Below are 17,426 nucleotides of genomic sequence, written 5' to 3'. Positions count from 1 at the left end.
TTAACCGCCTCCCACAAAATGTACGATCTCAATTCGGTCTCCGTCTCTTAAAACGGTCGATGCATGGTGCTCCCTCATCAGAATTTGGCGATTTAACTCAACCACCACAGTTTTCACCTGCAAATTAAAAGATTGCAGTAGCTGATCCACATGATTTAAATCGTCCTCAATGTTCATGCTCTGCCCGTTTACGATGATGTTCACTGCATAATCTCCTTTCTGCTCAAACGCTCCGGACTCAATTCATCAATGCCAAGCTCCTCCGAAGAATGGCCAGCCATCAGATCAGCCATCAGGCTGCCGGTAATTGCGCTAAGTAAGATGCCATTTCTGTAATGTCCAAACGCGGTATATAACCCGGGTATGCTTTTACAAGCTCCCAGATAAGGCAAACCGTCAGGAGTCGATGGTCGAACCCCTGCCCAGGCACGGATAAACTGGGCTTGCTGTATTCCAGGGACCCACCCTGCTGCGGATGCAAGCAGCTTTTGAATACCTTCAACAGTTACATCCCGATCCGAGCGTCCTGGTAAACTGGTTGCTCCGATCCAAACTTCACCGTTTGCTTTGGGGACAATGTATACATTATCTGCATAAACCGTCTTGTCAGGTCTGTAATCTGCATCATGTTTCGCATATTGAATTGCTGCAATTTCACCTTTCACTGGAAGAGTGGGCAGGTTAAGACCCACCTGCTTCAAAATCTCTCCACCTTGTAATCCAGCTGCGACAACAACATGCTTACACGTTAATCTTCCAATCGACGTTTCCACACCCTGGATTCCGCTCGAATCGGCAGTTAGACTTACATTCTGTACACCTTCGATTACTTTGGCTCCCATTGTTTGAGCTGCGCCCGCATAGGCACGTGCCAAATTGACAGGAAGAAGTTCACTTTCTGAAGCTCTATACAGAGCCCCGAAAGCTTCCTTGCTTATCCATGGGGCTTCACGTTGAAGCTTGGAATGATCCCACCACATTTGCTCTGTAGGCAAAACTGTACTTCTTCTCGAATCGCTATACTTTTTCATCTCGGCTTCATTCCGAAATGGTGTAATAAATCCACTCTGCTGCAGGCCAATTTCAATGCCGCTTAGTAGTTCAAGCTGTTCTTTTTGCTGATGCAGTCGTTTTCTACTTTCATATGCTAGCTTTGACATCACAGTAGTATGAAACGTCTCGCTGTCTGCAGCTAACATGCCCGCTGCCGCAGAAGATGTCTCACTTGCAATACGCGCACGCTCGATTAAAATCACTTCTTTACCTCGTGAAGCTAGCTCATACGCGATGGCACAACCTATAACGCCGCCTCCCACAACAATAGTTTCCGCATGAAGCTTGCCACGAATTTCTCCACGTATTAGTGTCGTACAAGCTGCTCCATTTCGGTAAAGGCTGCCACTTCGTCTTCGGCCTCTTGCTTCTCTGCTCATTCATTCACCTCCGTTATTCATTCGATAGCACGCCTCAAGGATGCTGCCGCGCTTTCCGGATTATCACTGGTCCAGATAGAAGATATTACTGCCGCACCATTTGCTCCGGCTGCACGTACAGCAGCTATGTTTGCCGGTCCAATACCGCCAATGGCAATTACGGGAATGGAAACAGCTGAGCATATTTCAGACAGTGCATATATCCCTCTCGGCTTGCTCCCAGGTTTACTGCTGGAGGAAAATACATGACCATAAAAGAGGTAATCCGCTCCCCGTTCTTCAGCTACTCTAGCTTCGTGAAGAGAGTGAACAGAAATACCGAGACGAAGTCGATCGCTTTTGTTCAGGCTGCTGCCTTGAGTAGTCGCCATATCGGACTGGCCCCAATGAATCCTCTGAATGAAAACATGTTTCTCCAAATTATTCAGCTCACATAGACCATTGATTACGATCCTGTCAGATGGAATTCCTGCGTTCAGCAAACTATGAGCCCATTGAATTTTTTGTTCAGTGGTTAGATGTTTTTCCCGGATGTGGATATAGTCAAGCCAAGGCCATGCATCCGCTGCAATCTTCAGAAAACGTTGTTGATCCCCTACCCCTGGCGAAACAGCATGCAGTTCAAACGATAGTGAATTCACAGGTTTTTTAAAGGTATCCGTTTGGTTTCACCTTCCTTGCCGTCACAATATGTAAGTACAAAAAAGCCACTCCCGTAGGGAGTGGCCGCGATAACATGTCCAGTTAGTTAAATGAGCTTTACATGCCAGTTGTCAGGTATACAAGCTATTAAACCATAGCCCTGATATATACGAGATACCTTCATGTTCCACTTGTGAGCATTCACATTCGCTACAAAATCGAATATTAATTTGCCCATATCATTAACTAAAACGCGCCACTTCCCTACGCTGGTATAATCCAGATCAGGTGCAAAGGGTCCGGAATCGCATTATTCCATCTCAGCCGCAACGAGCGGCCCCCCTAGTGATTGTATGAAGTTGTAGCCTATGTTACCATAGTCACCTTTTTTTGTCACCGTTGATTTTTCAAACTCATGTTGATGAATGTTTTGATTGTAGAGCACTAAATTGCTCCGCAACAACTAGTTTTTCTCAGACCAGGCTTCGACGTCCCATGTCTTGGTGACCCAATCCTGATAAAATTCAGGTTCATGGGAAACGAGCAGTACTGTACCTTTAAATTCTTGCAAGGCACGTTTTAGCTCCGCTTTTGCTGTTACATCCAGGTGATTTGTCGGTTCATCAAACAGGATCCAGTTGCTTTCACGCATCAAAAGCTTGCACAAGCGAACTTTCGCTTGTTCTCCCCCACTAAGTGCACTCAGCGGACGAGTGATATGCTCGTTTTTCAAACCACAGCGGGCCAAATGTCCGCGTACTTCATTCTGAGTTAGATGGGAGAATTCGTTCCACACATCTTCAATTGGCGTAATGTTGCCAGCCCGAACTTCCTGTTCAAAGTAAGCCGTTTCCAGATAATCCCCCAGGAACGTTTTACCGCTGATCGGCGGGATTTTGCCCAATATGGTTTTAAGAAGTGTCGACTTACCTACACCGTTACATCCAACAATGGCTATTTTCTCACCACGTTCAATGGTCATTGTCATCTTAGGCAGCAAAGGGTAGGAATAACCAATCTCGAAATCAATTCCCTCGAATACTGTTTTGCTGCTGGCACGGGCATCTTTGAATTTAAATGTCGGTTTTGCTGCTTCATCCGGGCGATCGATTCGTTCAATCTTGCCCAGCTGTTTCTCGCGGCTTTTGGCACGTCCGGAAGTGGAGGCTCTTGCCTTGTTACGCTGAATGAAATCTTCCTGTTTCTTAATATATTCCTGCTGTTTCTCATAAGCGTCGATATGTTGTGCTTTTTGCATATCTGCCATTTCAAGAAACTTATTGTAGTTGGCAGCATAACGCGTCAATTTAGCAAATTCCAGATGATAAATGACGTTAACGACTTCATTCATGAACTCCGTATCATGTGAAATCAGGATGAATGCATAAGGGTAATCTTTTAAATATCGCGTTAACCATTCAATGTGCTCCACGTCCAGGTAGTTTGTTGGCTCGTCCAGCAAAAGAGCCGTCGGTTTCTCGAGCAACAACTTGGCGAGCAATACTTTGGTCCGTTGTCCCCCGCTTAGAGCAGCGACGTCACGATCAAGCCCAATAGCGGATAATCCGAGGCCATTCGCCATTTCTTCCACTTTTACATCAATCAAATAAAAATCGCCCTGCTCAAGCTGCTCCTGGATTTCACCCATTTCTTCCAGCAGTTTTTCAAGCTGGTCTGGGTCTGCATCAGCCATCTGGTCTGTAATGGCCATCATTTCTTTTTCCAGTTCAAGCAGGGGAAGGAAGGCATCTTTTAAAACGTCGCGGATTGTTTTGCCAGGAGTCAGCTTGGTATGCTGATCCAAATATCCGTAACGGACTTTTGGTGTCCACTCCACTTTCCCGCTGTCTTTCAGCAATTTTCCGGTCAAAATGTTCATTAAAGTGGACTTTCCTACACCATTTGCTCCGACCAGGCCTACACGCTCTCCTGCAAGTAAACGAAAAGATACATTTTTAAATAACGTGCGGTCACCAAAATTGTGACTGACGTTCTCCACTGACAATAAACTCATGAGATGAGGTTGCTCCTATCTATTTAACATTACTTTTATTCGGTATTGTTGATACCGGTCAAGTTCTGAACTGAAACCCTATTTTAGCACAGGACCTGCCTTTCTGAAAGCAATGTAGTAGCGCAGCAGTCATACTCAGTGAACAACCTTGTTAATGTAACAATTCCCCTCAAAATACCCCGCTGCCGCGGCCTGCTTCACATCGGTAAAAACTTCTTCAGCTCGGAAGTTATTCTTACAAGTTGCTGGATAATAATATTTTATGCCGGTAGAAGGTTCTATCCCTCCAATGACTGCTGTTCTTTTAACCAACCTTCCTCCACCGATGGCATAGGTGTTTACCTTTTGGCTCCCTACAGGCAAGCCCTGAATAAAGGCCATGATCCCCGTATCATTAATCGTATTGTACCAATCCTCCTGAGAAATAAGAGGCAAGGTAAACGTATAGGATATCCCGTTTCTTCTTGCAAACTCATTATGCCGATTAATGACTTCGGCTAGATTCTCCTGTACGCTCATGACGATGCGAGTTTGTCTGACCTGCTCAAACGAATCTAAATTTTGCAGCAATGGAATTCCACTAGTCGAAGCGAGTTCCCTTTGAAAGCCTTCAATCCATTTACCCTGAACGGCATCATAAGCATAAACATAACCGTCAAGTGTAAAATTAATGCTGCTGCCGTCTGAATCTGAATATGTATAAAGCATTTTAGGACTCCATACCTGGTGGTACGAATCATCAGTCTCACCAGTCATCTCCGCTTCCTTAGCTAAGATATAATAACCATCGTAATCCAGTACAACTATGGCCGGTATGTAATCAAACAGTGCTTTAATTGCCTTTGGATCGTCATGTATGCCCATATTCAAGGCCATCGTTTGAGTGAATGTCTGAAGCGCCAGTTCCTTATCTGCCTTTACGAATTTGGTGGAATCATATCCTGCCTCACTGTTTTGCTTCTCATTCTGGTGCATTACGTTTCCCGCGTCCAATACAGCTGTTTGGAGGGCTGATCTATACCTTTGATTAAGAAGCTGAGCTTCATCCGCATCATGGGTATTCCGAGAAACCATCCAAAAAAAGGGTAGAAAAACTAGAACAAACACAATGGATAAATCAGTAATCTTCATTGAGAACCATGCCTCCATAAGTGGTAAACACTGCTGCCGCAGGAGCCGTACCATTCAGCCACTCGCGAATCAGCATGGCTGATGTCCGATTGGTATTTTTAAGTGTAATCGTGAAAAAGTCACCCATGGTCAGTGTGTATCTACGAAGCGGATCATCGGCTGCGTACGTGCCCGAGACAGGGAACATTTTTTCTAAGATTTGCGCTGAGTAATATGCATCCTGTACCGTCTCATATGTTCCTGTAAATGTACCTTGATCCATCGGATCCGTGTAATGAGGAACATATTTTTTGTGCAGATGCTCCATGGTAATCTCGTAAACATTGCCTGTTCGCGCTAGCTGCTCTTCAAATTCGGCATACATCCCAGGAGAGATATAACCATTCGTTCTGACCGAATCCACAAAACGGGTAACCGTCTGATATGTGACCATTCGTGCTATATCGTCTTGTCGATCTGCCGTTTCCGCAGTCGGATATACATATAGCAGAAGTACTGCCAGCATAACTGCTAGCAGCTTGGATACAGCATTTATCAATTGATACTGGCCTCCCTCCAAAATGCAATTCGAAGCAATTCACCGCTATCATCTCTTAAAAACTCCGGTTTATAGGAAGCAGACACGTGAACAGGTATGATCGCACTTCGGTTGATAAGCGGGTCTATCGTATACTTTTTCCCGTCAACCTGCACTTCCACCGCTGTACCTGTCATTTGTCTAACCGTATGTAACACCTCAGCTCCGCTGTAACGAAGGGGTTCGCTTATTCTTAATGTTGTATTTATTCTTCCTTCCATGTCTTCATTCGTGTGCACACTGGAACTCAAAGCACTGACCAATACGCTAACGCTTTGTTGTCCATACAGGCAGGCTGTTACAAACAGGACAATTGCGGTACAAAACAACATGAGCTGCTGAGTATTCTGGGACAATGGAAACCAACTCCTGTCAGGATTGCTGGAAGATTAGTCCTCTCACCACATTTGATTTGTCTTTAACGATTACGGCCTTGAACTTTCCACTTGGGTTAACGTATTGATTGTCCTTTTCGCTCATCGTCTGATTAATACTGCCCACTTTGTTATCTGGAGCAATGACTGAACCGTAATCGGCATTATTAATATCCTGAGAAATGTTCAACTCATTGCCATACCACTGACCACCCTTGTTTTTTCCTGTAATGACCTGGATACCAAATTGATCCTTGTCCGCATACTTACGCAGTGCGTTAGTAACTTGGGAGCCACTGATCGTTGTCCCGTCATACACCGTAAATGCTGCCTGAGATAATTCTGTCTGAATATCCGCAAAATTGTTTTGCGCTGTTTTGGTTGCCTCCTGAGCAGAAATAAACAGAAGTACCACAATCGTAATAAGGGCAATCGTCAAAAAGATCCCTGCGGCTACCTTTAAAGCACTTGAAGCATTGTTCATGTTAAATCCTCCTATGTTTTGATAAATAAATGTATATCAGCCTGAACGGGTTCAACCTGAACCGCTACAGTTTCTGAATTTGTTCATAATAAATGTTCATTTGCAGGAAGCTCATACCAACAAGCGGGATCACCAGATAGAGAAAAATAAGGGCATACATCGGGGTAAAGCCAATCATTCTGCCCCATGAGGCTTTTACATCTATCATTCTGGTATACTCCTGCTTCCGCTGATCAAAATAAAAAGCCATCATGCTGTCCAGATCATCAAACGCTTCACGAATCGATATTTTACCGAGTGCAAGCTGCAGTTTGTCCACCAAACGCTGAAACTCAGCCAATCCTGCATCCTCTTTCAGCTGCTCAAGTGCATTTTCGGGTCCATGTTCAAAGTGCAGCAGACATTTTTGCAGTGGTCGTTTGAAAATGACGGCAAAACGATTAAGCCATTCCAAAATCTCTTCAACGGACATCCGGTCCATCTCACGCAAAATGGAGATCACCGTCTGATATTGGTAAATTTCATGCTTCATGTCCATGCTTCGCATTTTACGCTGGAACATCATGAGCCATATGGGCATGTAATATCCGGCTGCGCCGATAAAGATGGCAATCAGCAGCTCCCACCAGTGCAAGTACTGCTTGTTGTATATTTCGAGCTTTTGAATGATGCGCAGACTCGTTTCAGTTTGTGTATCAGAGTCTAATGGGATGGGGGAAACCTGTTGTAACATGTTAAACACGTCATCATAACTAGTTCCACGTTTCATGCCTAACCGCCCCATTACCTCTCGGTCCAAAGCTGTTTTTTCGGCAGCCTGCTTCAGTTCAGCTTCGGCCATTGCTCCAAACATGCGGTCATCTCTTACCGGATCGTATAGAACATGATTTCGTTCAATTTGATGAAGCAGTAATATACAACCGATAGCCAGTGCTAAGGAGCACACAAACAACATCAGTCTGCGGATCGCCAGCCACTCGTATTTTAATTCAGCGCTGCTCTCCCTCATCAACCTTACCGTCTGGGTATAATTTGTACTTCCTGGTTTAGCAGCAAACAACATGGCCAATTTACGAATGAATTTTTGGTTGTACAAAAAACGGTCCATGATGGAAGGTTTGTGCCCTGAGCGGAATCGCGTTTCATCGTAATGCTGAAGTCTCTGCAACAGCAAGTAGGCCAAAATTATGATGATATAGATTGATATTTTGGTTATGAATCCAAGCTTGCTGCGGTAAAACTCATCCATGGTCGGGAAACTGCCTCTCGCCCAGCGTTCAATGGGAGCCGTAAACAATACCGGAGCCAGCGCAATCATATTCAATCCTTTTAAAAGGTAATCCAACTTGTCACGCCGCAAAATTTCCAAATGAATTTCCTGAGTTAGGTTTCCCAAACCTTTCAGGTATATTGAACCTTGAGCCCTGTCCTTGTCCCCAAACTCCATCACCATATAGGAGATGCCAGCAAAAGCCTTCAAAAATCGATTGGGGGCTATCTCGTAATACCTCTCCAACGCTTCATTGGGATCTGGTGAAGTCAGTGCCTCATAGATTAGCAATACCTGATCGGCTGCTTCACCCACACCAGCTTCTCCAGCTTCATAGAGTGCTTCTTCGATCATCCCGTGCTGGTGGTATCGATGTCGCACGTCCGCAAACAGATCCAACATTTGGACCAGCAGCCGTTTCTCTGTGCGATTCAGCCACAAGTCCACGACAAGACTATGGATTACGACAGCGCAAAGTACAGACAAAATGAAGAAAGCAATCCCTGGTTGCATTAAGAACAGCAAGATACTAATACTTCCGTATCCTCCCGCAACAATCAGAACAACAGTCATGGTCATACGCCTTAAAGAGGCTTCATCTCCAACATGTCTGAATGAGACCCGCTTTTGAATCAAATAGATGTAAGATGCCAAAATCGGCACCCTCTTACCCCAGCGATAGGACTGCAGCAGAAATGACCTTACCCAGACCGTTCGATTGGCAACAGGAGTTGTTGTTCCAGGAACTCTATCGCTTAAACCCTTCCCCCTCTTTTGAAAGAATTGGAGAGTCAGGAGCGTAATCATGAGCCCGGAGATACATATACCCAGCAAAAGGATAAGCCACGATTTAGTTGTCATGCATATCACCCCAGTGCCGCTCAATAAACTGTTCAAACTGTGCAGCATCGTGCAATGTCATTTGGTCCCGCATATCCATAATGCAGCTAGGTGACAGGGGAGCGGTTACCACATATTCGCCATCCTTGTATTCAATGACATTCCGAAAAGCAAACCCTGCCCGTTCTTCCACACTGTCCACCTGATCAGCACGAGGCAAGCACTCTGTAATTCGCTCTATGTATCTGCGTCCTTCGGGGTCCTTTTTCATGTGCACATCAAAATTGATGACACTGACGACCTGTTCCTCAGCAATGTGCTCATGTTGAAACATACCTGTTTTGAGCAAAGAGTTGCGGAGCGAGAATACCAGATCCCGGAATGTCTTGGCATGGTGGGTAAACAGAGTGAACAAACTCGCCACCTGCGACATTTGAATCATCCAGGCAGCAACCTCATCACTCGCAACCTCTCCCAGTATGTTGACTGTTCCATCTGTTTTTTTCTGCAAATCCAGTCCTTGTTGACCTGAAATATGTTCCGTCTCCCGAAAGCTCAAAATATTACGACGACTGTAGATTCGACGCAGCTGCAGCTCGAATGCCATTTCTTGTACACGCAGGGTGTATGAGGCATAGATATGCTTGACCATCGCCATCAGCAGCGTCGTTTTACCAGATCCCTGAGCACCAGTCACAGCTGTAATACGACTTCCTTTCATGAGGTACTTCAGTAATGTGATTGGCAGTTCGGCATTGCTGCCGGTTATTAATTGCTCAAGCGACGCATTGGGAATATCGAATTTCCGGACAAAAAACGCCCAGGATTCTGCAAAAGGAGGTCGTACCACAACGACACGAGAGCCATCCTTCATTTCGTTAACCTTATATCCATTCGCTTCAGATAACTGACCAGGATAATTATATTTATAAATATTCTGACAAACCCTCTTCAGCTCCCGTGTACTGCCAAACGATAAAAATGAAAGATGGATCGACTTCCCTTTGTAAAAAATCCAAACACTCTCCATACCACTTAGCGGAACGTCAACGGGTGTATCCTCCAAGCCATCTTCCAACAGATCATTCCAGGAAGCCGGGTGCTTAATTCCGATATCTTGCATGGCATCCAGCATACCGCTAACCCCGCCGCTAACTCCATCAATTCGCTGGTCTCTGATTTCATCTACAACCGAGAAACCTTTGTAATGTTGGTATATCCGCTGAACGATAATATCCGTTTTTTCTCTAAAACCGAGTTCACGGTATTCGCACTCAAATACATACCGGATATCTTCTTCGGAAACATAATATCCACCGCCGTCCTCAGCACCATCCTCCAATCGGAGTCTGCCCAGATCGTAAGTGTCAATCAAGCGTGACAAGGCATCGACGCCGAACTGCTGTCGGTACAGGTAAAAGACAATTTCAAACTGGTCTTGAACGGATAACAGATCGGGCTCCGCAAAAAGGATGACTTCATCCACATTGGTTTTATTCAGACCTATGTTTCGAGTAAGTAAATCAGCGATTAGGTTCTTTACATAGGTTTTGTCACTTATGCTGCCAGAGACGCAGCCTTTCAGCGCTTTTCTCATCTCGGCACGCTGATTGATTCTCCTGCGATATTCTTCTTCATGAAGACCGATATCCGCAAGCTGACTATGACTTAATTCATGCAGCGAGTTCTTCACCTGTTCAGTTAGCATTTCAATCGTAAATGCCTCGCGTTCAGGAGTTCCTGCATTTTTTTGCTGATGGAATGATTTCGTTTTGATCCAGATGTATGTCAAAACAGCTATTACAATAAAACTGATCCCTATTGTATTCCAGAGCATTGGAGGTTCAGGCTCCCCTTTCCAGCCTTTTCAGAACAGTACGCATACCCGCACCGTCCATAATCAGGCGAGCAAGTTCAGCCATACTGGCGGCCATGCTTCCTTTTCGAAGATCTCTACTGTCACTCAATCCTTCAAGCTGCAGATACGTAGCCGTATCCCTCCGATTCACAGCATCCAGAAATGCAGTCGTATAAGGCACAATGGATATGGATCCCTTGTAACGGAAACGTCGGCGAATGTTGTTAAGAGTTGCCCTTGCTTGCGGATCATACTTGTTGATGACAACATGCATGTTTTGGTTACTTAAGTTATCAGGTTTGATGTGTTCAAAAAACAATTCCAGATCACGCATATTTTGTGTCAAATTCACTACAACATAATCAGCTTGAGCCAGTAGAACGGTCGCATCCATTCCCTCACGGTCCACATCCAGCAAAACCATATCGTAGTACTCATTCGCCACTTCCAGCAGTGCTTTCAACGTTTCAATGTGTTCTTTGGGCGTACGTTCCATCTGGTTAATTCTTCCGGTCAATAAATCCAATCTATCCCGTAATAGCGGCTTCGCGTAATCCTTCAAATTATGCTTGCCTAGGCTTCCGCTTATATGTAGTCGTTCTACTGCATCCCAACCACCCTCTTCAAATCTGAACAGACTGTCAGCCTGCCCTAATTCCATAGATGGAAGCGGTGCTTCAATACCACTGCCGACTGGACCTGTGTTCACTAATAAAACTCGGGTCCTGTATTGAAGTGCCATGGCGTAGGCGCTAATTACTGCACTGGACGTACTGCCCGAACCTGCAAAAGGACTCCAAAACAAAATGTTGCTCATGCTCTCATCCTTTCCGCTTCCTTGATCGCTCTTCGACTTCGAACACTTTCCCATCCAGTCAATTGTTCGAACAAACGACATAGTGATTTTTTGTAGCTCCGTGACAAAGGCCCTAACCGCACCCGACGGTGATGTTCATTTTCCAATTTCACCGCAGCAGTCAGTTCATCCCATGGAAGTATCAAAGATTCGCCTGTCCAAACAAAAGGACTTCCTTCCAGATAGGCCCATAGGTAACGTTCTTCCAATTTGCAGTCAACTGCATTAATCAGAATGCGCTGAAATGAAAGCTCTGTTGGTAAAGATTGCTCTTCAAGAAGCCGCCTCAACCAGCCTTTTCCTCGTTCCAGATTGTAACGTTCATAATCACTCACCCAGACTCGAATATCAGCCGTGAGCCATAATTCTCTAGATGCGAAATGGGAGGTTTCCATGTCATACAAGACATAATCATAAGCGTCCACACCTTCTCCACTAGCCTCCAGATGACTCTCAACCGCGGCCGAAGTTACAAAGTGACAGGCAATATCAAAACCCTCAAATTCGGTGATACGCAGAGAATGGTGTCCTTCTCCAACCCCGTACCCATACTTTTGTTGTAAAGTTCCGTCAACCAGTAACACCCGCTTGCCTGAAGTGGCTAAAATTTTGCACAGATATAACATAAGATCATTTTTTTCACATAATCCAGCGAAAATCCAAGTATGCACGTGACACTCAACTCCTTCCTTTTATGCATTATTACGTTGTTATCAGCATTATATTTTTACATTTTGAATGTCTACTACTCTCCTCCGGTCAACAGGCTTTTCTGTTCATCCGTATATGCGGAAGACTCCGTGGATGGATTGTTTCCATTTGTCGTTTGCTGATTGCTTCCTGATCCGTCATTCCATATGACTTCGTCCGAAGTATTGTTAGAGCGAGGTCTGCTGTTATGGGAAACGGATGATTGTGCAACATCTTGCTCAACACTTTGGGAGGGCGCTGTCATGGAAGCAGCCAGAGAGCTCTCAAGGGAACTCCGTACCTGTCTCGACAACTCCTGTTCTGCCCGCCGAACAATGTTCGGGTCACTTTCAAGCAGTTTCAGCACTTCACTATTGGCAGGGTACGTTGGAATTGCAGCTGTCTGGAACTGAGGCTCAACATACGTTAGTGCATAAATTGAAGCTTTATGTAAATAGGCATCTACGATTGCGCTGGACAGCGACAGAATCTCTTCCTCGGTCATGGTAATCCACAACGTCGCTTCATTCAGGCGCTCTACTTTCTTCTTGGACAGAAGGATATAGTCCTGCCCTGTTGGAAATTGGATGCGAATGTCTATATTATCGCCTTGTGCAAGTGAAGTGGGTAATAAAACGACCTGCAGTTCACGATTTCTTAAATCTGGCGGTGCTGGCGTGTCTTCATAAACCATTTCGGTTGTTATGGCTGTTCCTTTTTTCAATTCTATTTTGGCTACTTGCCCATCCATCTGTTTGGTGCTGGACCATAAATTACGTGGCGCTTGAGCATCAGGCACTGCGATAAGCTTAATATCCTCGGGTAAGATCGGTTCTCCTGCTTCAACGTCGCGTACCGTTACCCAGCCTTGTGCTCCTGTGTTCCATTGCTGCAGCAGCTCAGCTTCTTTTTGTTCGTAAGCTGAAGCATACTGGGACTCCATTTCAGATTTGGTGTCATTCATTGTAATCACGTTGTAGATGACATATCCCCCGAATAATAATCCTACTGCTCCCGCACCGGTTAATCCGGCATAGATCATTTGTCGGCTTTGTTTTCTTAATTTGGACAAAAAAGGCTCTCCTTTCACAAGCTCCTCTAATCATGATTTTATTCTTCTTGCAAAAAACGAACGCTTCTTGGGCTGCTGCCCGATCAAATGATTCAATATATGGGCTAATACCTTGTCTGTCTGAGAATCCCTATCAAAAGGATCAATGTGCAATGGAAGTCCGTACACACTTGATGTATTCAAAGTTCTACGTACACGTTGAACAGCATCTGTGGCTGCAAGCGGCAAACAATAAATCCATTTGTCTCTCGGATAACGATAATGCGAACGAACAAATGCATTAATCTCTGCCTGCTTCCACTCAGCACCTGAGCCCACAACAATAGGCAGGTCTGCTCTCAGAAATTCCTCCAGTCGATTCTGATCCTGACCACTACCCAGATCCATAACGATGAATTGGTAGCTGCCACCCAGCAGAGACAAAATGTCTGCTCGTCCGGACTGCTTCCAATAGTGCACTCCGTCTACTGCAAACTGTCTGCCTGCCAATAATGGTTTCCCAGCTTGGGCAACTTGCTGAATCCTTGCAAACGATTGGGAGCGCGGCGACATCTCGATGACTGCCACCTTAAACTGTTGTCTCTCCAGGTAATGGCTAATGGCTATGGCGGTATGCGTAACCCCAACACCGGAAGATGCTCCTGTCAGAGCAATAACTCTAGTTCCACCGCTAATGGTCAATGTTGTCGAATCATTACTCTCCGTTATTCCAGGTCTTCGAAGCAGTTCTTTGCGGACTTCATCGGCAGATTGGAAGCGTTCCTCGGGGTTCTGTCTCAACAATCGCCGTACAACCGGAATGTAAGTGCGAGGTACATCACTGCGTATGGAACTTTCGACCCCTTGTATCCATTCTGTATATGTACCACCCGTCATGAGGTAGAGCAGCAGTGCTCCGAGCCCATACAAATCCGATCTGGCATCCGTCTGTCCGGTACCGTATTGTTCGGGAGCAGCAAACCCTGCCGTACCCAGTTTCACCGTATCCTCTGTATGCTGAGCCTTGAAGCTGCGAGCAATCCCAAAATCAATCAACCTGACTTCATGGTCTGGGGTTATCATGATGTTGGATGGCTTCAGATCGCGATAAATCACTGCTGGATTCAGACCATGCAAATAACTGAGCACGTCAAGTAATTGGAGCACAAAATCTGTCATATGTTCGAGGGGGATCTTTCCGCGACATTGCTTGTGATAATCACTTAGTGTCTGACCCTCAATGTATTCCATTACCAGGTACGTGTAGCCCTCTTCATTCGGTACAAAAAAATCAACAATCAGCGGTAATCTGGGGTGCCTGAGTGAGGTCAAAAGAGCAGCTTCCGTCTCCATACTGGATTCGTAAGGTACCATAGCAACACTTTCTTTTATTGCCCAGGTCTTACCTGGCAACTTCATATCTTCTGCCTTATATACGTGACTCATCCCACCTGTACCCAGTACGGACTCGATCCGATATCGTCCTCCCAGCAGGCTTCCGTGTTCCAGCCTCGCCGGATGTCTCATGTATACTCCTCCTTTCTGCATAACAAAAAAGGGAAAGCTTACCGAAGTGCAACAGTCCGGTTATCCAGACTTGTCCACCTCGGGATGCTTTCCCTTGGATTCATTATGGTTAATAATGGTATCATTATAGTATACGCCACAAGATATTGTAAAGTAGTAAATTTAAAATCTTTACGTGCTTAATATTTAATCATATAAAGTGTTATTTCCTCGCGATTGTGAAACAATTGTTTGGATCGTTGAATCTGCATCCGTGAACGCTCAAACGTATCAATGACTTCCTTGATCAGCGCGAGTGGTTTCTTATGAAGCAATTTTACCGTAACAACCGCTGTTCCACCGGATTGAAGACTATATAACAAGTCCGAAACGAGTCGGCTCATCAATTTGGGACTCCAGCTCATGTCACAGACAAGCAGGTCAAATTCACCTTCACGGAACCGTACATCACCTGCATTCTTTTTCAAAAACGTAAGTTTGGGCGATTCCAGAAGTGTGGCATCCATTTTGGCCGGGTCCACTGCTGTGACTTCTAATCCTCGTTCTAGCAAAAAGGAAGTCCAACCACCAGGGGCAGCACCAATATCAAGCGCTTTGTGAAACGATGCAAAATCGATGCCAAATGTCTGCTCTGCCTCAAGCAGCTTGAATTTGGCACGCGAGATCTGGCCTTCCTCTTTTTGAAAGCGTACAGCTCCCCCGCTCCAGTCGGAAAGGTTCTGTTCAGGTCGTGATATACCAGCATACAATGCATCATCTGCCGCAAACACAGAAATAACAGAGTCTGCATCGCGAACAACCCAATCACAGCCTAGTGTATCCAGTTTTTCGGTCAACCATTGCTTCAATGAAGCAGCGTTCTCCAGCCAAAATGAACCTTCCGTTTTACGAACCTGTAATGCCACTTTGGTTCCGGTCAACTCCGTATGGTTTGTAATAAAGGCAATCAGTCTCTCCATCGCCTGATCAGAATCTTCCGTATTCTCCTGAAACTGAACAGGCTGAATGTGACGTAAAAACGTTGGATTTTCCTCAAGGAGTTTGATCGATACCTCTTCTTCTGTTACCGGTAAGCCTGCAAGAAGGACTTCACCCGGTACAAGTACCGTGCTCTTAACAGCACCGAATGTACGGCGCAGTTCTTCCTGAGCATAGGGCGCAAAGCCATGATTGGCTGTGCAGATAAAACGGGAGAAGTTCCCTTCTCCGCTAGATGACTGTGTACTCAACTTGTGTTACCCTCCAGAACGTACGCGAATCCATGGTCGATCGTGATCCCACTGGATGTCGACCGGAATGTCGTACGTATGCTTAATTGTATCCTGTGTCAAAACATCATGTTTGTTTCCAGCCGCAGCAATACGACCTTCGCGAATCAATGCTACATGTGTAAATAAGGGCATGATCTCTTCTACATGATGCGTTACATATACTACTGTTATATTGCGCTGACGAAGTTGGTCGATTTCAGCCAACATTTTTTCCCGTTCATACAGATCGAGTCCAGCGCACGGCTCGTCCATAATTAATAACTTAGGATCCGCCATCAATGAACGTGCAAGCATAACTTTTTTTCGCTCGCCCTGGGATAGTGTACCCAGCGGGTGGTTAGCCAATTTAGCGAAGCCCATGTCATCCAGAAGATTCAAGGCTCTAGTCTTCACTTCATCGGGAATGGTCTGATAAAAACGCAAAAAGGCAAATGCACCTGTCGCAACGACCTCCCAGACCGGGTCTCGCAATGTCAGTTTTTCAATCAGCGTTTGACTGATATAACCAATCTCTTTTCTGACTTCACGAACGTCACATTGCCCATATAAGTTCCCCAGCACCTCAATACGCCCTTGACTGGGGAACATGTATCCATTCATCATTTCCAGCAGTGTTGTTTTGCCTGAACCATTACGTCCCAGAATGACCCAATGCTCGCCCTGCTCAATATGCAGATGAACGTCATCCAGGATCTGATTATCCTCCCGGCGAAGAGAAACATGCTCCATCGAAATAATCCTCATTTCAGGACCGCCTTTCGAATTTCATTTAGCAGGTGCTCCACCGAGGACATTCGATAAATCATTTTAGGTACATCCTGCTCACCATCAAACAGCATCACTGCAGGTACGCTTGAAATTTTAAACTGCTGCACAAGATCCGGAATATCATGAATGTTCATTTCAAATAATGTGTTCTCAGGCAGCAAATGCTCCGCGATTTCCAGCATTCTTCTCGCTGCAGCACAAGTACCGCATAAAGGGGTGTAGATAAATACAGCTTGAGGAATACCTTCCCACACACCGCGCATCAAAAGCTTCGAATGAATGGGCTTCATCAGCTGAGCTCTCCCGCAGCAACCCGAAGCATAACCTCACCTGTCATCGGACCGTTGTGTACCTTTACAGTGTCAGGTTTATTGGTATATAACAATTCGTACATCTGACGTTTGCCGTACATGCTGGAGGTGTGTAAATAAATTTCGCGTGGAAACAGCCCTTCCCGTACAATGGCAGCTGCAACTTCTCCACCATTTGGCGAATCCGGCCCCAATTCATAATCCAGGGACAGAATATCCACGTCACCTTCCCTGAGCAGCATTAGACATTCTTCCGCATTGGTAGCCAAGACAAATCCCTTGGGACATGACCGGTAATCATCCAAGAAAACATGCATACGACCACTCCT

The 17,426-nt window shown here is 45.4% G+C and carries 18 protein-coding genes and 1 riboswitch; all 18 genes read right to left on the bottom strand.

Annotated elements, in window-relative coordinates; all coding sequences use genetic code 11:
* Nucleotides 1-204, bottom strand: coding sequence for a sulfur carrier protein ThiS (thiS, locus tag PIL01S_RS06020; RefSeq protein ID WP_127536719.1), 204 nt, complete (start codon nt 202-204; stop codon nt 1-3).
* A complete protein-coding gene (thiO, locus tag PIL01S_RS06015; RefSeq protein WP_127536718.1) occupies nt 201-1,433 on the bottom strand; it encodes a glycine oxidase ThiO in 1,233 nt (410 codons plus the stop codon). The genes thiS and thiO overlap by 4 nt, the downstream gene beginning before the upstream one ends.
* A 17-nt stretch (nt 1,434-1,450) precedes the next feature.
* A complete protein-coding gene (locus PIL01S_RS06010; protein ID WP_127536717.1) occupies nt 1,451-2,074 on the bottom strand; it encodes a thiamine phosphate synthase in 624 nt (207 codons plus the stop codon).
* A gap of 245 nt (nt 2,075-2,319) precedes the next feature.
* Nucleotides 2,320-2,429: riboswitch (TPP riboswitch) on the bottom strand.
* A gap of 109 nt (nt 2,430-2,538) precedes the next feature.
* Nucleotides 2,539-4,089, bottom strand: coding sequence for an ABC-F family ATP-binding cassette domain-containing protein (locus PIL01S_RS06005; RefSeq protein WP_095286466.1), 1,551 nt, complete (start codon nt 4,087-4,089; stop codon nt 2,539-2,541).
* Nucleotides 4,090-4,224: 135 nt separating this feature from the next.
* Nucleotides 4,225-5,220: a hypothetical protein gene (locus PIL01S_RS06000; RefSeq protein WP_127536716.1), complete on the bottom strand. Its 996-nt coding sequence runs from the start codon at nt 5,218-5,220 to the stop codon at nt 4,225-4,227.
* Nucleotides 5,207-5,758: a hypothetical protein gene (locus PIL01S_RS05995; RefSeq protein ID WP_127536715.1), complete on the bottom strand. Its 552-nt coding sequence runs from the start codon at nt 5,756-5,758 to the stop codon at nt 5,207-5,209. The genes PIL01S_RS06000 and PIL01S_RS05995 overlap by 14 nt, the downstream gene beginning before the upstream one ends.
* Nucleotides 5,755-6,153, bottom strand: coding sequence for a hypothetical protein (locus PIL01S_RS05990; protein ID WP_127536714.1), 399 nt, complete (start codon nt 6,151-6,153; stop codon nt 5,755-5,757). The genes PIL01S_RS05995 and PIL01S_RS05990 overlap by 4 nt, the downstream gene beginning before the upstream one ends.
* Nucleotides 6,154-6,169: 16 nt before the next feature.
* A complete protein-coding gene (locus PIL01S_RS05985; RefSeq protein WP_127536713.1) occupies nt 6,170-6,655 on the bottom strand; it encodes an ABC transporter permease in 486 nt (161 codons plus the stop codon).
* Nucleotides 6,656-6,719: 64 nt separating this feature from the next.
* Nucleotides 6,720-8,786 (bottom strand): hypothetical protein, encoded by a 2,067-nt coding sequence (locus tag PIL01S_RS05980; protein ID WP_127536712.1) that lies wholly within the window; start codon nt 8,784-8,786, stop codon nt 6,720-6,722.
* The gene (locus PIL01S_RS05975) at nt 8,776-10,602 is read right to left on the bottom strand and encodes an ATPase, T2SS/T4P/T4SS family (protein ID WP_127536711.1); all 1,827 of its coding nucleotides are present in this window, start codon (nt 10,600-10,602) and stop codon (nt 8,776-8,778) included. The genes PIL01S_RS05980 and PIL01S_RS05975 overlap by 11 nt, the downstream gene beginning before the upstream one ends.
* Nucleotides 10,603-10,609: 7 nt before the next feature.
* On the bottom strand, nt 10,610-11,440 hold the full coding sequence (locus PIL01S_RS05970) for a ParA family protein (RefSeq protein WP_127536710.1): 831 nt from the start codon (nt 11,438-11,440) through the stop codon (nt 10,610-10,612).
* Entirely contained in the window at nt 11,437-12,150 is a 714-nt protein-coding gene (locus PIL01S_RS05965; RefSeq protein WP_127536709.1) for a hypothetical protein, read from the bottom strand. The genes PIL01S_RS05970 and PIL01S_RS05965 overlap by 4 nt, the downstream gene beginning before the upstream one ends.
* Before the next feature lie 74 nt (nt 12,151-12,224).
* A complete protein-coding gene (locus PIL01S_RS05960) occupies nt 12,225-13,241 on the bottom strand; it encodes an SAF domain-containing protein (protein WP_127536708.1) in 1,017 nt (338 codons plus the stop codon).
* A 30-nt stretch (nt 13,242-13,271) separates the two neighbouring features.
* Nucleotides 13,272-14,747, bottom strand: coding sequence for a serine/threonine protein kinase (locus PIL01S_RS05955; protein ID WP_127536707.1), 1,476 nt, complete (start codon nt 14,745-14,747; stop codon nt 13,272-13,274).
* A gap of 179 nt (nt 14,748-14,926) precedes the next feature.
* The gene (locus tag PIL01S_RS05950; RefSeq protein ID WP_127536706.1) at nt 14,927-15,976 is read right to left on the bottom strand and encodes an SAM-dependent methyltransferase; all 1,050 of its coding nucleotides are present in this window, start codon (nt 15,974-15,976) and stop codon (nt 14,927-14,929) included.
* 6 nt (nt 15,977-15,982) lie between these two features.
* Nucleotides 15,983-16,756: an ABC transporter ATP-binding protein gene (locus PIL01S_RS05945; RefSeq protein ID WP_127537194.1), complete on the bottom strand. Its 774-nt coding sequence runs from the start codon at nt 16,754-16,756 to the stop codon at nt 15,983-15,985.
* A gap of 2 nt (nt 16,757-16,758) precedes the next feature.
* The gene (locus PIL01S_RS05940; RefSeq protein ID WP_127536705.1) at nt 16,759-17,076 is read right to left on the bottom strand and encodes a thioredoxin family protein; all 318 of its coding nucleotides are present in this window, start codon (nt 17,074-17,076) and stop codon (nt 16,759-16,761) included.
* Nucleotides 17,076-17,414 (bottom strand): cyclic-phosphate processing receiver domain-containing protein, encoded by a 339-nt coding sequence (locus PIL01S_RS05935; RefSeq protein ID WP_095286453.1) that lies wholly within the window; start codon nt 17,412-17,414, stop codon nt 17,076-17,078. The genes PIL01S_RS05940 and PIL01S_RS05935 overlap by 1 nt, the downstream gene beginning before the upstream one ends.
* Nucleotides 17,415-17,426 lie beyond the last annotated feature (12 nt).

Origin of the sequence: Paenibacillus illinoisensis NBRC 15959 (assembly GCF_004000925.1) — a bacterium.
GTDB lineage: Bacteria > Bacillota > Bacilli > Paenibacillales > Paenibacillaceae > Paenibacillus > Paenibacillus illinoisensis.
The sequence above is the reverse complement of the archived record's forward strand: the minus strand, read 5'-3'. Positions and strand labels throughout refer to the sequence as shown.

Bases quoted from the DNA above. Each gene is read 5' to 3' on its own strand.
- thiO (WP_127536718.1), bottom strand. From the start codon at position 1,433: ATGAGCAGAGAAGCAAGAGGCCGAAGACGAAGTGGCAGCCTTTACCGA.
- PIL01S_RS06005 (WP_095286466.1), bottom strand. From the start codon at position 4,089: ATGAGTTTATTGTCAGTGGAGAACGTCAGTCACAATTTTGGTGACCGC.
- PIL01S_RS06000 (WP_127536716.1), bottom strand. From the start codon at position 5,220: ATGAAGATTACTGATTTATCCATTGTGTTTGTTCTAGTTTTTCTACCC.
- PIL01S_RS05985 (WP_127536713.1), bottom strand. From the start codon at position 6,655: ATGAACAATGCTTCAAGTGCTTTAAAGGTAGCCGCAGGGATCTTTTTG.
- PIL01S_RS05980 (WP_127536712.1), bottom strand. From the start codon at position 8,786: ATGACAACTAAATCGTGGCTTATCCTTTTGCTGGGTATATGTATCTCC.
- PIL01S_RS05975 (WP_127536711.1), bottom strand. From the start codon at position 10,602: ATGCTCTGGAATACAATAGGGATCAGTTTTATTGTAATAGCTGTTTTG.
- PIL01S_RS05970 (WP_127536710.1), bottom strand. From the start codon at position 11,440: ATGAGCAACATTTTGTTTTGGAGTCCTTTTGCAGGTTCGGGCAGTACG.
- PIL01S_RS05955 (WP_127536707.1), bottom strand. From the start codon at position 14,747: ATGAGACATCCGGCGAGGCTGGAACACGGAAGCCTGCTGGGAGGACGA.
- PIL01S_RS05940 (WP_127536705.1), bottom strand. From the start codon at position 17,076: ATGAAGCCCATTCATTCGAAGCTTTTGATGCGCGGTGTGTGGGAAGGT.
- PIL01S_RS05935 (WP_095286453.1), bottom strand. From the start codon at position 17,414: ATGCATGTTTTCTTGGATGATTACCGGTCATGTCCCAAGGGATTTGTC.